Here is a 16,382-nt window from a genome sequence, read left to right as displayed (position 1 = left end):
TGAATTACAGGAAAAAATCCATGCGGAAATAGATCGGCGCTTCGCGCTCGGTCACCACACCGGGTCTTTCTAACGAATGGGCAAAGGTCACGCTGGTGCTGACGTGTTTGCCACGGGCGAACAGCTCCAGGGAGTTGCTGGACACCCGGCCATGAACGTTGTCGTTGTAGCGGTCGTTGCGGATCACGCCCTGGTCGTAGCCGACACTGGCGCCGTACTCGGCGAAGGCCGGGCGCATCCAGTCGAGGGTCACCGGGCGCGCCCAGCGCACTTCGTTGCGCCAGTAGCCGCCGCTGTCGCCGGTCAGCAACTGGTCCTTGAAACCGCGCACCGAGGCCGAGCCGCCAAGGCTCATGCGCTGCGGCGAAAACAGCGGGTCTTCGCTGCGTTGGCCGGTGGCCAAACTGCTGAAGCTGAACGACTCGCCCCACAGGCTGAAGGGTTGCAGGTAGCTGACGGTGGCGGTGTATTTGCGGTAGCGCGCGTTCGGCTGGCGACGGCCTGCTGGGTCACGCTCGTCTTGGGCCTGGGCGTCGAGCAGGCCGATGCCGCTTTGCATGCCCAGGTCCAGGTTGACGAAGGCACTGCCGATGCGCCGACCGTGGTTGACGCCCAGTTGCAGTTCGCTGAGGCGGTTGCTGCTGGGGGCGGTGCGCACGTCGAGGATGTAGTTGTTGGTGCGCAGGTGCGCCAGGCCGACGTTGACCGAGGTCTTGCTGACGTCGTCGCGATGGATCACCCGCTCGGCGCGCAGTTGGTGGTTCTGGTTGTCGCCGTCCTGCTTGTATTTGAAGCCGTCGGTGACGCCGTAGGTGCGGTAGTCGCTTTCGCTGTAGGTGTAGCTGAAGTTCCACCAGCCCCAGGGCAGGTTGTAGTAGAGCATGGTGTTTTTCGAGGTTTTCTGGTGGTCGCTGATGGCGTCATGGCCGCCGCGCAGCATCAGTTGGTCACCCAGGCCCAGTGGGCTGTCCCACTCAAGGCCAGCGCCCCATTGCTGTTCGCCGGTGCTTTTCTGCCCGTCGTTGTTGCGCGACAGGCTGGCGCGCCAGGGCTTTTGCGCGGTGTTCTTGACCACCACGTCGCTGCCGCCGATTTGCTGGCCGGGGGTGAGTTCCATCTGCGCCTGTTTGGACGGTAGGCGGTTGAGCTGGTCCACCAGTTGCTCGATTTCACGCAGGTTCAATGCTTCACCGACTTTGCCGGGAAAGGCCATGGCCAGTTCGCGGTCGGTCACCGTGCTGCCTTCGGCGCTGCGCAACGCTTCGAGTTTGCCTTCCACCACCAGCACTTGCAGATGGCCGGTGGAGAGGTCTTGCTGCGGCAGGTAGGCACGGCTGGTGACGCGGCCTTTGCCGAGGTAGTAGTCGGTGATGGTTTTGAGCAGGTCGTTCAGCTGGGACACGCCCAGGCACTGGCCGATGTAGGGCTTGAGCAAGCGCTCGCGGTCGGGCGCCGGCAGGCTGTCGGCGCCTTTGAGTTCGATGGTTTTGATCGGGAAGCAACGGGTGTCGGCCGGGGTTGCCGGGGCTTGGGGCTTGTCCGCTTTGCCGGGCAGGTCCTGAAGCTCCTGGAGGCGCCGCTGCTGCTCTTCGAGCAGGCGGTTCTGCCGGTCGCGGATCAAGTCCTGATCGCCAGGCGTGGGGGCGGCGGATGCACTGTTCAGGCCCATGCAGGTGAGCACGAGGGTGCAGAGCAATAACCGGGTCCATGGCAATAACGAAGACATGTTCGATCCATCGAAAATCAAGGGCCGCGAAACTAACATCGAACTTCCAGCTCGCCTAGAAACGGGCGAAGTGGGGCCGCTCGACTGATTAGTTTTCTAACCTGTTGATTATTAATAATAATTTTTCATCAAAAGAGTTTAAGTCGGGCACCTACGGTGATTATTCCGACAAGCGGCAACTGTTTTGATGGCGATTCGACGAATGACTTTCCGACTGCCATTATTTAGCCATCAGGTGTTCGTCGAGTTAGGTTAGTACCGGAGAAGGGGGAAAAGTTCGCGGGGGTTTTGTGAATTGGATCCCATTTATCGGAATTCCAACAAGAGGAGTGAACCACTGCAACCCATGGGTGGAAATACTACCTGTGGGAGCGGGCTTGCCCGCGAAGGCGGTGTGTCAGTCACTGCAACTGTTACTGCACTATCGCTTTCGCAGGCAAGCCAGCTCCCACATTGGGTCTTCATTGCTTTGGGCATTGCGTTCGCTTAGGTCTAGCCAATGCCCTTGTCTTTGTCGGGTACCAGGGTCAGGCCGGGGCGTTCGACGTCGCGGGAGACATGGGATTTCACTTCTTCGACGCCGCCTTCTTCGTCGTTGTGGATCACCAGCACGCCGGGGCGGCGCAGTTGTTCGAGGTCGCCATCGCCCAAGTTGAAACTTTCACTCAGGTGCTGGTCGCTCAGCGCATTGGCCTCGGCGCGGCGCTGGGCGAATTTGCGCCCGCGATGCTGCTGATAACGTGCCCAACTGATCAGGATCACCGCATTGAACAGCGCGATCCACAGGTAAACCTGCAAGGTGTTGAGCGCAGCAAAGATAGGCGCCTCGATGCGCGGGCCGCCATGGGTTTCAAGCATGGCGCTGATGCCTCGCGCCAGCAACCAGATCAACCCACCCCAGGCCAGCAGGGTCAGCAGCACATCGACGATCCACATCAGTGTGTTTTGGCGAGTTCTGACCAGTTTCATGATCACGCCTCCTCTTGTGCAGGTTTGATACCGCGGTCCGGGCTGACCCAGCGTGCGCGTTTCTGATGCTGGTTGAACAACACCTTGGGAAAGCTGACCAGGGTGGTGAGCAGGCTGACCAGCCAGAACACCATCGGGTACCACACGGTCCAGAACAGGGTTTTCCACAGGTCTTTTTCGTAGCGCCGGTCGATCAGGATGCTCACCGCAAACTGCAGCAGGCACACCATCGCCAGCACCAGCCCGGTGAACGCGGGCGGCACCAACGAGCTCACGGTGATCGCCGCCGGCAGCGTGACGAATTTACCCACGGCCCAGAAGATCACCGACAGCAGGAAGGTGAAGGCCCAGCCGGTGGACAGGCAGTATTCGAACAACAGCGGCCACAGGTAGCGGTGGCGCCATTGCCAGATGCCACGGATGTTCTTGAACAGCACTTCGGCGCCGCCCTGGGCCCAGCGCAGGCGTTGTTTCCACAGGCCGCCGACGGTTTCGGGCATGAGGATCCAGCACAGCGCGCGCGGCTCGTAGAAGATCGCCCAGTGATCGAGTTGCAGCTTCCAACTGACATCGATGTCCTCGGTGATCATGTCGGTGCTCCAGTAGTCGATGCGGTCCAGGGCCTTCTTGCGAAACGCCACCACCACACCGGAGACCGTGAAGATCCGACCGAATACCCGCTGGGTACGCTTGATCAAACCGATGATCGAGGAGAACTCGCCGACCTGCACTCGGCCGATCAGGGTCGAGCGGGTACGAATGCGCGGGTTGCCGGTGACGGCGCCCAGGCGCGGGTTGTCGAGCATCGGCGCGACCATGTAGGCGGCCGCGTTTTTGTCGAGCAAGGCATCGCCGTCGATGCACACCAGGTATTCGCTGCGGGCGGCCACGGCGCCCATGCGCAGGGCCACGGCTTTGCCCTGGTTCTGCGCCAGGTGCAGCACGCGCAGGCGCGGGTGTTGCAACGCAAGGGCATCGAGTACTGCGGCGGTGTTGTCGCTGGAGCCATCGTTGACCGCGATCACTTCGATGTTCGGGTACACCTGGCCGAGGGCCGCATCAATGGTGTCGGCGACGTTATCGCCCTCGTTGTAGCAAGGGATGATGATCGAGATCAGCGGCTCGCCGGCCAGGGTCGGCGCCGGCGTGTCTTCTTCCCACGGCCAGTGGCGTTCCCAGTGCAGCCAGAAATACAGGCCACCGGCGATCCACAGCGCCGACATGAACAGCGGGTAGAAGAACACGAAGTCCATCAGGAACTGCCCGGTCACCAGGAATATCAGGCCCAGGGGCAAGCCCAGTACCAGTGCCAACACGAATAGAGCCAGGATTCTGTCAACCATGATCAAGGGTTCCATTGGTTGGAGAGGGCCGGACGGATGGTCTTCAATTCCGGGGAGTTTTCCAGGAAGTTGTCCGGGTAGTAGCCGAAACTGGTGACGCCCTGGCGTTTGAGTACACCCATCCACTCTGCCAATTGCTCAGCGCTGATATCCGGTGCGGCCTGGGTGCGCCAGTCTTTGGCTTGCAATTCGAAGATGGTTTTTTGCATCGCGCCGGGGCGCGTCTTGACCGTGGCGATGAGTTTTTCCAGCCAGGCGTTGGAGGCTTTCACTTCCTGGCCTTCCATCAACGGCATGGCCATCGGCGCGGTCCAGTCGTAGGCCTGGAGGAAATCATCGAGGTTCTGCGCGAACCAGGTTTCGCTGCCAGGGTTGAGCATGGGCTCGGCGAAGATATTGCGCGCCGTCAGCACCTGCGGGCCACGGATGGCGCGGACCTTGGCGGTCAGCTCATGGGTGAAGTCGATCAGGTAACGGCTTTTGAAACGGGTCCAGCGCTGCATCACGGCAGGGTCGGCACGCAGGGCCGCGATGCTGTCCGGCAAACCTTGGGCCGCGTAGGCCTTGAGCGCTGCGGGGCTGGCGTCTTCGAAGTCGTTGAACACCGCATCATCGTGGTAGAGGATGCCGTCAATCGGCCCTACACGCGCCAGGTCTTGGTAGATCTCACCGATGACCTGCCGCACCTTGGGATCAAATGGCGACAGGCGTTTGTATTGATCCGGGTCGGGGCCGACCTGGCCGGTTTTCGGATCCCAGCGGGTGACACGCGGCAGCTTGGGGTCGAGGGCAAAACTCAGCACCGGCATCCAGGCGTACACACTGGCATGGGCGCGGGTGTGCAATTGCCAGGCAACCCGGTTGAACAGGTCAGCACGCATCGGCAGATGGCGGTTGGGGAAGTACAGCGAATGCACCAGGCCGTCGCCCTTGGGGTCGGCAAAGGCTTGCAGGAAGACGGTGCCGGCGCCCATGTCCACCACGCGCTGAACCAGCACGTCGAGGTTGCGCGCCTGTTGGGCCGGGTCGGGGTCGTACACGTTGTCCAGGTCTACGTGCAGCACGCGCATCGGCGCTTTGGTCTGCACGGCCACCATGCTGTTGGCAAAATGCTCGCCGTCCGGGTCGGAGGCCACCAGAAAGCGTGGGCTGTTCATCAGGTTACCGAGGTCGTCGAGCCCGTCTTCCAGGGTCAGCGCCATCTCGTAGCCGTGCTCGCCGACTACCGCCAACGAGGTGCCATCGGCCGCCCCATACGGCCACACCCACACACGCGGTGCCTTGCCGGTGACGGTACGGATTTTGTTCGAAATCGCGGCGACGTCAGCCCGCATACGCGCCTGGAACTGCGCTTCGCTTTCGTAGCCGTTGGTCTTGGGATCAAAACTTCGCGTGGTGGCGGCCGGTTCCAGGTTGCCCTGGGGGTTGGCCAGGATGCCCTTGTGATTGGCGTCGGTGTGAGCGGCGATTTCCACCAGGCCAGACTGGGACACTTCACGAATCTGCTGCCACGTCAGGAACTCTCCCCGTGGTCGTGGCGTACCGGCAAAATCCACCGGTTGGTTCAACGGCGTGTCGATCCAGGACCCCACCGGTGCCAGCAATGCAGGCCAGTGGTAGGCACGCAGAATCGGCATCACGCGGGTGTAGAAGCTGGAATAACCGTCATCGAAGCTGAGCATCACCGCCTTGGGTGGCAATGCCGGGCCGCCGCGCCGGGCCGCCAGGATCTGATCGACGCTGACCGCCTGGTAGCCATTCTCCCGCAGCCACGCCAGCTGCTCGATCAAACGCTCGGTGCGCACCGCCACCACGGCTTGATCGGGGTCGCGATCCTCTACGTCGTGATAGGCAATGCCCAGGAAGTGGTTCTTCGGCCACGGCGCTTCGTTGGGCGCTATCGGCCGTTCGGCGGGTGGAGTGTAGGGCGCGGGTTGTTGGGCGCAGGCGGCGGCCAGCATTACACCCAGGACCAACAAGCAACGGCTGAGGACGGTCATGGTCAGGCTCTTTTAGAAACGGTAAGTGAGGTCGACGAGCAGGCGCAGATCGCGTTCGCGATCACCGTCATAAGGTCGGCTGATCAGGCTGAGGTTGGCGCCCATTTCCAGTACGTCGTTCCAGCGATAGCGTTGGCCGTAGCCAATCAGGCCGATACCGCCGGTGGAGTAGTCACGCTGGCTGTAGGTACCCGCGCCGATTTGGAACTGCTGACTCCACTGGGTTTCGTAGCGGTGATAGAGCACGTGATTGACGTTGATCATGGGCAACACCGTGAAGTCCGACTTCGGGTTGAAGTACACGGTGTCTTCCTTGCTGTTGCGGCTGGCGCCCACTTCCAGGCCCAGGTCCACTTGCACATGGGGCGAGCTGTATAGGCCTTCGCGGCCGGTGAGCAAGGCTTCGAAGCGATCGTTGCCGTCGCTGAAATGGGACGGGCTGAGGGTCAGTTTCCACTCGCGGCTTTCGTTGGCGCGCCAGCGGATAAAACCGCTGCCGCCGTTGGCTGTGACGCCGTCATTCAGGGCCCGCAACGGCGTGGTGCTGAGCAAATAGCCGAGGCTGCCGCCGTATTGCCAGTGGTCGTTGATGTCGCGGGCAATCGACACGCTGGCGCCTTGCTTGGAACCGTCGCCATAGGAATGGTTGGACACTTCGGCTTCGATGGTCATGTCACGGGTGCGACGCTCCACGCCCACGCGCTGCCAGCGATGTTGGCCAGTGCCTTCCTGGAAGTCGGCGGTGGCATAGCCGGCACCAGCGAACAGGCGCCAGTCTTCGTCGATGGGCGGCGTGTAGATCACGCTTTCAATGCCCCAGTCTCGGCTGCCGGAGACGGCACCGGCGTCGTTGTTATTGCCGCCACCGTAGCTTTTGCCGGTGTAGGCTTCGACACGCAGCTCGGCCATGTCGTGCACATCGCGCAGGCGGCTCAGGCGCTGCACCTGACGGTTGTCCGGGTTGCGGGCGAGCACGTCGTCGGTGAGCGCGTCCATCTGCCGCCATTCTTGCAAGTCCATGGCGGTATAGGCTTGGGAGACTTCCAGGCCGATGTCGCGGGGGGCCTGGGTTTCGGTTTCCTTGAGCGTGCCTTCGGCGCGGCGCGGCCAGTCGCGGGCGCGGTACATGTCGGCCTGGGCCAGGCGCAGGCCCACGTTGCCCGGTGCCTTGGCCACCAGGGCTTCCAGGCTGGCCTCGCTACCGGGCAGGTCACCGCCATAGGTACCGGCCTGGGCGGATAATTGTTGGGCGTCCATCCAGTTGTCATTGGGGTTACCAATGGGCAAGCCCTTGAGCTCAACGCGGGGGTTTTGCTCCTTGGCCAGGTTGTTGGCGACCTGGCGGGCCTCTTCGACCTTGTCGCTTTCCAACAAGGCGTAGAACAGCGCCGTGCTGTCATCGACCCGATAGCTGGCGTCGGTGTCAGGGGCGGTGAGTACCTGGCGGTACAACGGCTCGGCCTTTTCCGGCTGGCGCTGTTCCAGGTAAGACCCGGCGACCCAACGCAACGCGTAGGTGGGCAGTTGCACGCCTTCGCTGGTGAGGGTTTGGTAATCGCGGATCACCTCGGCATGCCGTGCTCGCGCCTTGAGCGCACCCAGGCGGTCGATGCGCCAGCGGATGACATCGTCCTTGGCTGTGGCGTCGGGAGCCCAGCGGCTGATCAGTTTGTCGTAGTCCTGCAGGGCACGGTCTGCGATGACGTAGCGTTCTTTTTCTGTACGCGTGGCGAACTCGGCCATGCGCACACGCTCGGCGGCAAGGTCGCCTTCGAGGCGGCGCTGGGTGACGGCGTCCACCAACCCCAGGCGCTTGGCCGAGAGGCGCAGTGCTGGCTCCGGCAGCCGAGCCTTTTGCAGGGCAACGATGTATTCACGGGCCACTTCGGGCTTGTCACCGGCGCGGATAAAGGCTTGGTCGAATTCGAATAGCGCGTCGTAGTTCAAACCGGCACGTGTCAGCGCATACCCCAGGGCCATGCGGCGGTTGGGGTCATTGGGTTGGGCCGCCACCAGCGTGCGCAGGCGTTGCACCGCCTCGTTGGCTTTGCCGCCATCGGCCTGGGTGAGGGCCTGGCCCAGTTGCAGGTCGACGTTATGGGGTTCACGCAGCAACGCCTGGCGATAGACCGCTTCGGCCTGAGCCCACTGCTTTTGATTGCGATAAGTGCGCGCCACCGTGGCGAGTGCCTGGGTGGTGAGGTTGCGATGCTTGCCTTGCGCCTCGTACACCTTAAGCACTTCTGCGTCTTGCCCGGCCCAGCCGGCGATCACCAGGTGGTCGCTGACCTGGCCTGGGGTCTGGCGTTCGGCGGAGAGTTGGCGCAGTTGGGTCAGCGCCGGCGTGAAGTGGCCGTTGCGGGCCTGGATGATCAGGGCGTCGTAGGCTGGGTCGGCAAACGCAAGGCCTGGAACCAGCAACTGGCTGCACAGGGCGGCCCCGATAAGCAGACGCAACCGGCCGGAGGCACTGTAGGGGTGGTTTCGCAGCATATCGTGAGCTTCCTTACACACGGAAAGCCTTAACGATAGGTGATCCTGAGCGAAACGCATCAGGGTGTCGGCGTCTCGGGACCCGACCTAGCTTTCCTGTAGGAACTATCTCTTAGCGAAGTAGGGGGAAGTGCAATTCAGAACAATTGTTCAGAATTGTGCGAGCGCGATTTTTTGCCCTCACACAAAACGAATGTGGGAGCCGGGTTTGTGTGGGAGCCGGGCTTGCCCGCGATGCAGGCACCGCGGTCGTTCAGCCAGACCGGGGCGATGCTATCGCAGGCAAGCCAGCTCCCACACAAGCCAGCTCCCACATTTTTTACTGCATTTTCAGCGCTTACTGGGCGCCGCTGACCGCACCGGCCTTGGACATCACAAAGCTGAGGAACTGCTCAACGGTCATTTTCTGGCCGTTGAAAGTCACTTCGTTATTGGCGTAGTGCAGCTTGGAAACCACATCGGTGCCCACCAGGGTTGCCATTTGGGTGCCGACGGCCATGCCGCTGACCATCTCGGCCGCCATCTGCGATTGCTGCTCGATGGCTTTGGGGTCAGTCACGCCGCCGACCTGGGCTTGCAGGGCGGCCACGTCGCTGATCATCGGCTTGGACAGGGTCAGGTTGGCATCGAGCAGCGCAATCATCTGCTTGCCCAGCTCAACCGGCGGCAGCTCCATAGACGTTGGCTTGGCCAGGTCGACCACCAGGTTGAACTTGCTTTCGCCGTGGGTGGTTTTCAGCGACAGGTTTTCCACCGCCAGTTGCGGCTTGGCAGCCAATACCTGGTTGACGTTGGCTTCGGCCAGGGCCTGCTCGGCTTCGGTCAATTGCAGTTCCGGTACCGGTTGGCCGGCAGCGGCAGCGGCTTGCACCGGTTGCATTTTGTCCTGGTAGAGCTTGGTCAGCACCAGCATCGCCGGAATGTCGACGTTCTTCATGCTCACGGCCATGGCGGCCGAACCGACTGCTTTGCCCTGGTAGCCGATCTCGTCGATCTTGTAGTCGACGCGGCCAGCCAGGTTGTTGTCCTTGGTCTCGCTGGAGTCTTTCTGCTCGAAACCCTTGAGGGTCAGCACGGCTTTCTGCGGGCCGAAGGTGACCTTGGTGTCGGTCAGCTCCACGGTGTTCTGGCCGGTGTAGAAACCGAAGGTGGTTTTTTCCAGGTTGCTGGCGACGGTCAGGCCGGCCAGCTCCGCTTCGAACGGTGCGCCTTCGGCGTCCACTGCGGCAACCTTGAGGCTGTTCATGAAGCCATCAGCCTTGACCTTCTGGCCTTCGGCGCTGCTGTCGAAGTTGAGGTTGGCGCCGGAGAAGCTCACCGAGGAAGTGGCGTCCTTGAACTCCAGGGGCAGCAATTCGATGTTGCCGCTGACCGAACGGCTGTAGCCGATATTCGCCACGCCTTTGAGCGGCGACACGTCTTTGCTGGCGGCGAACCATTTTTCGGTGGTGGGGTTCTTTTCCAGTTCGTAGTGACTGGTGGCCATGACCGGCAACCACTTGAGGGTCACCAGGCGCGAGAACGGCAGCGGGCCGTGTTCGATATGGTCGACGAACAGCAATTCGGGGTTCGGGTTGTCTTCGCCGAACACGCTGCCTTGGCCCTTGAGGCGATAGTGCGCGGTGCTGCTGAACACGCCACGGTCCAGGGACACCAGCTCCAGGGTCACGCTACCATCGACGCCGGCCATGGAGGTCTGCAGTTCTTTATTGGCGCTCTGGATAGCGGTTTGCAGGACCGGGTCCAGTTGTTTACCGGTGTACCAGGCACCGCCCGCACTGACGGCGCCGACGGCGACAACAAAACCCAAGAAAACAACGGCTGGCTTATTCATGAAGTGACCTGATCAAATCCTGTGAGAAGTGGGCTGTCTTCCTTGAACCCCTGAGGGGATTGGCTCAAGCCCGCCGAAAACGGGGGAAGATTAGCACTGGCGGGCGTAAACGGCCCAGCCTTTCAGAGGGATCAGTTCAGCAGGAGTTCAGGAGTACTCTTGTTCGACTTCATCCAGTTGGTGATCAAAACTCTTCAAGCGCGCGGTCCAGGTGTACACCAACACCTCGAACTCGCGGTGTATCACGGCGTTGCCGGGGGTGTCGGCCTTGGGGTCGCAAAAATCCAGCTGGTAGCGCTCGCGGGCCATTTGCGTGGCCACGTCGGACAATTCCCGCGCGTTATCCAGCCAATGCCTACCGTCGGCAACCTGTCGGTCCAGCAGCACGCATTGTTTTTTCAGGACTTCGAGGCTTTTTTCCAGCGGCGTGCCGGTGAGGTCACCCATGACTTCCTGGAACGTGCGCCCCGGCTGCCAGTAACTGCCCCAGAAATAGCGGTCGAACACGGTTTCGACGCGGCGCAGGGCGACCTTGGTGTCCCAGATCGCCACGCGGGTCTTGCCCTGCTCGAGGAGTTTTTTCTTCACCCGCTGGTTTTGATACGACGCCCAGGCCACCACGCCGATGGACAAGGTGCCGATCACCAGGCAGGCGCTGTCGAGGAACACCATCGCCTTGTCGAGTTGATGGGCGAGCATGACGCCGTAAAAATACGCGGCCGATAACAAAACCAGTGCGAAGAGCACGCACCAGAAAGCGGGAGCATAAGGGTTTTTCATTCTTGGAATCCCCATGAGCAAACGCGAGCTTTGTCGGGTGAGGCGCCAGCGGGCCTCACCCAAGAAAGCATAGCAATCACCTCACGGTTTGCCGGGTTTTTGCCCTTGCGTTCGTCCGCTTTCCCAACCGCCGCCCAGGGCCAGGAACAGGTCGATCTGGCTCATGGCAACCTGGGTGTTGGCCGCCGCCAATTGCGCACGCATATCGGTGTAGGTGCGCGTGGCTTGCAGGTCGGCCAGGAAGGATTCGCGGCCGGCCTGAAAGAAGCGGTGGGTCTGGCCCGCCGCTTCTCGGGCCGACTGTTCGGCGTCGGCCAGGGCGTCGCGGCGTTGCAACACGGCGGTGTATTGGGCCAGGCCGGTCTGGGTTTCGCGGATGGCGTTGAGCACCACGCCGTCGAAGTGGGCCAGGGCTCCCTGGGTCGCGGCTTCGGCTTCATGCACGCGGGCGCGGGCGCCGTTGGTCGGTACAGTCCAGCTGATCATTGGGCCAAAGCCCCAGCGATTAGTGGCAGGCGTGCCGAGGTTTTCCAGCAGGCCCACGGTGCCTACCGTGGCGCCGATGCTGATGTCCGGGTACAACGCGCCGGTCGCCACGCCGATGCGTGCGGTGGCGGCGGCCAGCTGGCGTTCGGCCTGGCGCACATCAGGGCGGCGCTTGAGCAGCGTGGCGCCATCGCCTACCGGCAGCAGTTGAGCGATATGCGGCAGCTCAGCGCAGGTGCCCGTGCCGGCTGGCAGTTGGTCGACCGGTTTGGCCAGCAACATCGACAGCCGAAACAGCGCCGCCTGACGCGAGGCTTCATAGCGCGGTATGTCGGCGCGCAGGGATTTGTATTGGGTTTGCGAGCGAGTCACCTGGGTTTCGTCGCCTCGCCCGGCATCCCGCAGGCGCTGGGTCAGTTTGGTGCTCTGGGCTTGCAGGTCGAGGGACTCGTTGGCAATCGCCAGCTCTTCGTTGACCGCGCACACCTGGGTATAGGAGCGCACCACATCGGCCACCAGGGTGATGCGGGCGATATCCGCCGCAGCCTGGGTGGCGTCGGCGCTGGCCTGGGCGCTCTCGATGCCACGCTGCAAGGTGCCGAACAGGTCGAATTGATAGGACGTGGTAATCCCGACGCTACCGATATTGCCCACCGGGACTTTGTCCGGCAGCAAGAAGGCCTCTCCAGACTCCTGCAAACGCTGGGCCTCGGCCTTGACGCCGGCACTCCAGCCGCCAGCGGATTCGGCCTGCTGCACCTGATAACGCGAGCGCTGCAGATTGGCGGCGGCCACGCGCAGGTCGGTGTTGGAGGCCATGGCCTGGCGCACCAGTTCGTCCAGGCGCGGGTCTTTGTACAGCTTCCACCAATCCGCTGGCACTGGCGCCGAGACTACATTTTTGCCTTCGCCCATGATCGGCCCTTGAAGGTCGCCACGGTTGACCGCAGCCTGCTCCGGCAGTTTGTAATCCGGGCCTACTACTTGGCAGGCCGACAGCAACAACCCCAGGGAAGCGGTTGCCAGAAGCCGCTTCATGGTTTGCCCCCGTCTTCAACTTTGTCGTCAATGATCGACACCGTCGCCGTGCGCCCGGCGATCATGCGAAAGTCCGCCGGCACGTCATCGAAGGCAATGCGCACGGGGATCCGCTGGGCCAGGCGCACCCAACTGAACGCCGGGTTAACGTTGGGCAACAGATTGGAGCCGCTGCTGCGGTCGCGGTCTTCGATACCGGCGACGATACTCTGCACGTGGCCATGCAGGCGCGCGTTGTCGCCGATCACACGGATATCCACACCCATGCCTACGTGAATGCCGTCGAGCTTGGTCTCTTCGAAATAGCCGTCGATGTGGAAGGAATTGCTGTCCACCACCGATAGCACCGGGCGCCCGGCGGTGACGAACTCCTGGGTACGCGGTGCGCGGTCGTTGACGTAGCCGTCCACGGGGCTGCGAATCACCGAGCGGTCGAGGTTGAGTTGGGCGGAGTCGACTGTCACTTGGGCTTCGGCCAGGGCCGATTGGGCGCGGGCGACGCGGGACTGGCTCTCTTCCAGTTGCTCGCTGGGCACCAGGTTGCCAAGGCCCCGGTTACGCTTGTACTCGCGCTGGGCCTGGGCCAGGGTTTCCTGGCGGTCGGCCACGGCGGCCTGGGCTTGGCGCAGGGCCAGCTTGAAGCGGTCCTGGTCGACGGCGAAGAGCACCTGGCCCTTGGTCACCAACTGGTTGTCGCGCACGTCCACGCGCTGGATCAGCCCGGACACGTCCGGGGCGATCTGCACGATGTCGGCACGGATGTGGCCGTCACGGGTCCAGGGCGCAAACATGTAGTACATGACCATGCGCCACACAACGACGACCGCGAAACTCACGATCAACAACGTCAGGACGACACGGCCGATAGTCAAAAAAGGTTTTTTCATGTCATCAAATATCGACTGAGTGAGTCCACCGCGCCCAGCAACAGCGCGTAGAGCCCCACATTGAACAATGCCCGGTGCCAGACCAGGCGATAGAAGTGCATGCGCGTCAACAGCCCGTGCACCACCAGAAACAACACATAAGTAATGCCCATCAGCACCAGCAGCGTGGGCAGGAATACCCCGCTGATATCCAGGTCACCGATCATAAAGGCGCTCCATCAGGTAACGGCGCTTCCATTTCTGTACCGCCAATGAACTCCACCCCGGGCAACAGCGCCAGGCGCAGGCCGGCCAAGGCGTGCAGCAGGTGCAGGCGGGTGTCGTCTTCGTCTTGCAGGCCCTGGCCGTTGAGGGCGCGACGCGTGCGGTCCAGGGTCATCAGCAGACCGCTGGGCGCGGGCAAGCGTTCACCCGCCTTCAGGCAGGCCTTGAAGTAACCGCCCACGCCTTCCACCACCTGGTTGAGCAACACCCGTGGCACACCGAGGATGCGCGGCGAGTAGGCCAGCAGATCGAGCAGGTTCAAAGCCACGCGCAAGTCGCGCAGGGCGATGCCAGTGTCCTGGCCGGTGAGCGCCAGGCGCGGCAGGTGTTGCATCAGGCGGTCGAGCATTTGTACGGCCATGTGCCGGTGCTCGGCCAGGGTGGCGGGCTCGGTGAGGCTGACGATGTCGCGCCAGCTGAAACGGGTGAGGCGCTTGGCCGCCAGTTCGGCGCCGAAGGGTCGGGCGATCAAGGTCCAAACGAACGCGAACAGCAGACCCACGGGCCCGGCCAGGTTGACGTTGGCGAAGTTGAGAAAGTCCGCGTCATAAGCGCCCTGGATGCTGATGAACGATGAGGTGTTCACCAGCGTCAGCAACATGCCCAGGTAAAACCGTGGCTGCACCGTGAGGGTACCGATGCAAATAAACGGCACGGCGAAGGCCAGCACCAGCATGGGGAAATCATGCAGGTTGGGCAGCACCAGAAACAGATACAGGCTGGCGAACAGCACCGACATGGCGGTCCAGAAAAAGAACCGATAGATCTGCGGTGCAGGGTCGTCCATCGAGGCGAAAAAGCTGCACGCCACAGCGGCAAGGATCACGGCGCTGCCGCCGTCGGTCCAGCCCAACAGAATCCACAATACCGAGGCGACGATGATTGCGGTGACGGTGGAAAACGCCGAGTAGAACATCAGCCCACGGTCGAGGAACGGCGTGAGCCGGCCCAGGCGCCAGTGCCGGTAAACGGCGCGCCAGGTGTCCTGACTTTCACATTGGATGGCGGCTTGCAGGCTGCGGCAGTCTTGCCACAAATCGACCCATTCGCCCAGGCGGTACAGGGCGTTGGAGAACAGCAAGGTGTGACGGTCATCCAGCGCTTCGCCTTGGGGTTGGGCGGCGTCGATCTTGTCACGCAATACGCGCCAGCGTTCCAGGGGCGCTTGTTCGGTAGTGCTTTGCAGCCAGGCGTTGGCCGCTTCCAATAACGGCGTGAGCTGGTCGAGAAACTCCGGCGCACGGTGCTCGATGGCGTACACCGCATCATCCAGAGCGTCGATCACTGGCAGCAGGTGAATCATGCGCCCGCGCAGTTCCTTGGTGTTGCGTACTGTCTGCGGGCGCGCGCCTTCGTGGGGCAGTTGGCCGATCATCAATTCGAGGGTATTGAAAGTGGCGACCATGCCGCCGCGCAGGTTGCTGACTTCTTCGGGGTCGACCTTGCGGCTGAGAAAGCGCTGGCTGTAGACCTGGGCGTCGCTGAACCACTTGGCCACCGAGCCATCGAACACCGGCATCAGGCGCCGGGGCCAGAACATCGCGCCCACCACCGCCGCGACCGCAATGCCGAGGAAGATTTCTTCGGTACGCGCCTCCGCCACATCCCAGACCGCCAAAGGGTTATCCACCACCGGCAGGGCAATCAGCGGCAAGGTGTAGCCGGCCAGCATCAGGGCATAGTTATTCGCGGTGCGCAGGTGCATGGACAAGAACAGCAAGGTGCCCGTCCACAGCGCAATCACCACCACCAGAATGTAGGGTGACTGCACGAACATCGGCACAAACAGCACCGCCGCCGCCGCACCCATCAGGGTGCCGATGGCGCGGTACAGGGCTTTGGAACTGGTTGGGCCGACAAACGGGCTGGAGACGATATACACCGTGGCCATCGCCCAGTACGGACGCGGCATTTGCATGAGCATGGCGATGTACAGCGCGATCATCGACGCGGCGAAGGTACGCACCCCGTAGAACCAATCGCGGGCAGGCGGGAAGCCGGTAAAAAATCCGTTCAAGACGACACAGCCTCAGCCGCTTCGAAGGCGCGCAGTACGCGCAGTGCGGCTTGCAGATCGTCAGGGGCGATATCTGCCAACACGTCTTTGCGCAGGCGCACCAGTTGCGCTTCCACCGCCTGCACCAACTCACGGCCACGCTCGGTAAGGCTCAGGGCTTTGGCGCGGCGGTCGTGGATGTCTTCGGTGCGGCAGACGTAGCCGTCACCGCACAGCCGGTCGAGCAGGCGCACCAGTGATGGGCTTTCCATACCGGAAGCCTGGGCTACTTTGACCTGGTGTACCCCGTCGCCCAAGCGGCCGATCATCAACAACGGCACGGCGCAGGCTTCGGAGATGCCATAGCTCACCAGCGTGGTCTGGCAGATTTTGCGCCAATTACGGGCGCCCACCACCATGCTGCTGCTGAGGCTCATCTGGAGTTGTTCGAGGGATTGAGGCACTGGATAGTTCGCATACAGTTAGTTTGCTAACTATCAATATGGTGGAGGAAGGGTTTGCCGTCAAGTTTTGAAACAATTTCGCAGATGAGTGGTGGGATGCGC

The 16,382-nt window shown here is 62.3% G+C and carries 12 protein-coding genes; all 12 read right to left on the bottom strand.

Going from position 1 to position 16,382, the window contains the following annotated elements; all coding sequences use genetic code 11:
- Positions 1-4: 4 nt before the first annotated feature.
- Positions 5-1,726 (bottom strand): ShlB/FhaC/HecB family hemolysin secretion/activation protein, encoded by a 1,722-nt coding sequence (locus tag MHH62_RS25425; RefSeq protein ID WP_339232108.1) that lies wholly within the window; start codon positions 1,724-1,726, stop codon positions 5-7.
- A 492-nt stretch (positions 1,727-2,218) separates the two neighbouring features.
- Entirely contained in the window at positions 2,219-2,695 is a 477-nt protein-coding gene (gene pgaD / locus MHH62_RS25420; protein WP_003187480.1) for a poly-beta-1,6-N-acetyl-D-glucosamine biosynthesis protein PgaD, read from the bottom strand.
- A gap of 2 nt (positions 2,696-2,697) precedes the next feature.
- On the bottom strand, positions 2,698-4,038 hold the full coding sequence (pgaC, locus tag MHH62_RS25415; protein WP_014716391.1) for a poly-beta-1,6-N-acetyl-D-glucosamine synthase: 1,341 nt from the start codon (positions 4,036-4,038) through the stop codon (positions 2,698-2,700).
- 2 nt (positions 4,039-4,040) lie between these two features.
- The gene (gene pgaB / locus MHH62_RS25410) at positions 4,041-6,038 is read right to left on the bottom strand and encodes a poly-beta-1,6-N-acetyl-D-glucosamine N-deacetylase PgaB (protein WP_339232107.1); all 1,998 of its coding nucleotides are present in this window, start codon (positions 6,036-6,038) and stop codon (positions 4,041-4,043) included.
- A gap of 12 nt (positions 6,039-6,050) precedes the next feature.
- A complete protein-coding gene (pgaA, locus tag MHH62_RS25405) occupies positions 6,051-8,531 on the bottom strand; it encodes a poly-beta-1,6 N-acetyl-D-glucosamine export porin PgaA (RefSeq protein ID WP_339232106.1) in 2,481 nt (826 codons plus the stop codon).
- Between the two features lie 337 nt (positions 8,532-8,868).
- Complete coding sequence (locus MHH62_RS25400; protein WP_339232105.1) at positions 8,869-10,365, bottom strand: YdgA family protein; 1,497 nt, start codon at positions 10,363-10,365, stop codon at positions 8,869-8,871.
- Positions 10,366-10,512: 147 nt separating this feature from the next.
- Positions 10,513-11,145, bottom strand: coding sequence for a hypothetical protein (locus MHH62_RS25395; protein ID WP_019819550.1), 633 nt, complete (start codon positions 11,143-11,145; stop codon positions 10,513-10,515).
- Positions 11,146-11,226: 81 nt separating this feature from the next.
- The gene (locus tag MHH62_RS25390; protein ID WP_339232104.1) at positions 11,227-12,669 is read right to left on the bottom strand and encodes an efflux transporter outer membrane subunit; all 1,443 of its coding nucleotides are present in this window, start codon (positions 12,667-12,669) and stop codon (positions 11,227-11,229) included.
- Entirely contained in the window at positions 12,666-13,556 is an 891-nt protein-coding gene (locus MHH62_RS25385; protein WP_032902118.1) for an HlyD family secretion protein, read from the bottom strand. Before MHH62_RS25385 ends, MHH62_RS25390 begins: the two co-directional genes overlap by 4 nt.
- On the bottom strand, positions 13,553-13,762 hold the full coding sequence (locus tag MHH62_RS25380) for a DUF1656 domain-containing protein (RefSeq protein ID WP_003187469.1): 210 nt from the start codon (positions 13,760-13,762) through the stop codon (positions 13,553-13,555). The genes MHH62_RS25385 and MHH62_RS25380 overlap by 4 nt, the downstream gene beginning before the upstream one ends.
- Positions 13,759-15,837 (bottom strand): FUSC family protein, encoded by a 2,079-nt coding sequence (locus MHH62_RS25375; RefSeq protein ID WP_032902117.1) that lies wholly within the window; start codon positions 15,835-15,837, stop codon positions 13,759-13,761. The genes MHH62_RS25380 and MHH62_RS25375 overlap by 4 nt, the downstream gene beginning before the upstream one ends.
- On the bottom strand, positions 15,834-16,253 hold the full coding sequence (locus tag MHH62_RS25370; RefSeq protein ID WP_003187465.1) for a MarR family transcriptional regulator: 420 nt from the start codon (positions 16,251-16,253) through the stop codon (positions 15,834-15,836). The genes MHH62_RS25375 and MHH62_RS25370 overlap by 4 nt, the downstream gene beginning before the upstream one ends.
- Positions 16,254-16,382 lie beyond the last annotated feature (129 nt).

The sequence above is a fragment of the Pseudomonas sp. FSL L8-0168 genome, from assembly GCF_037976155.1.
Lineage (GTDB): Bacteria > Pseudomonadota > Gammaproteobacteria > Pseudomonadales > Pseudomonadaceae > Aquipseudomonas > Aquipseudomonas paracarnis.
Note: the sequence above shows the minus strand (reverse complement) of the source record. Positions and strands in the feature narration are given on the sequence as shown.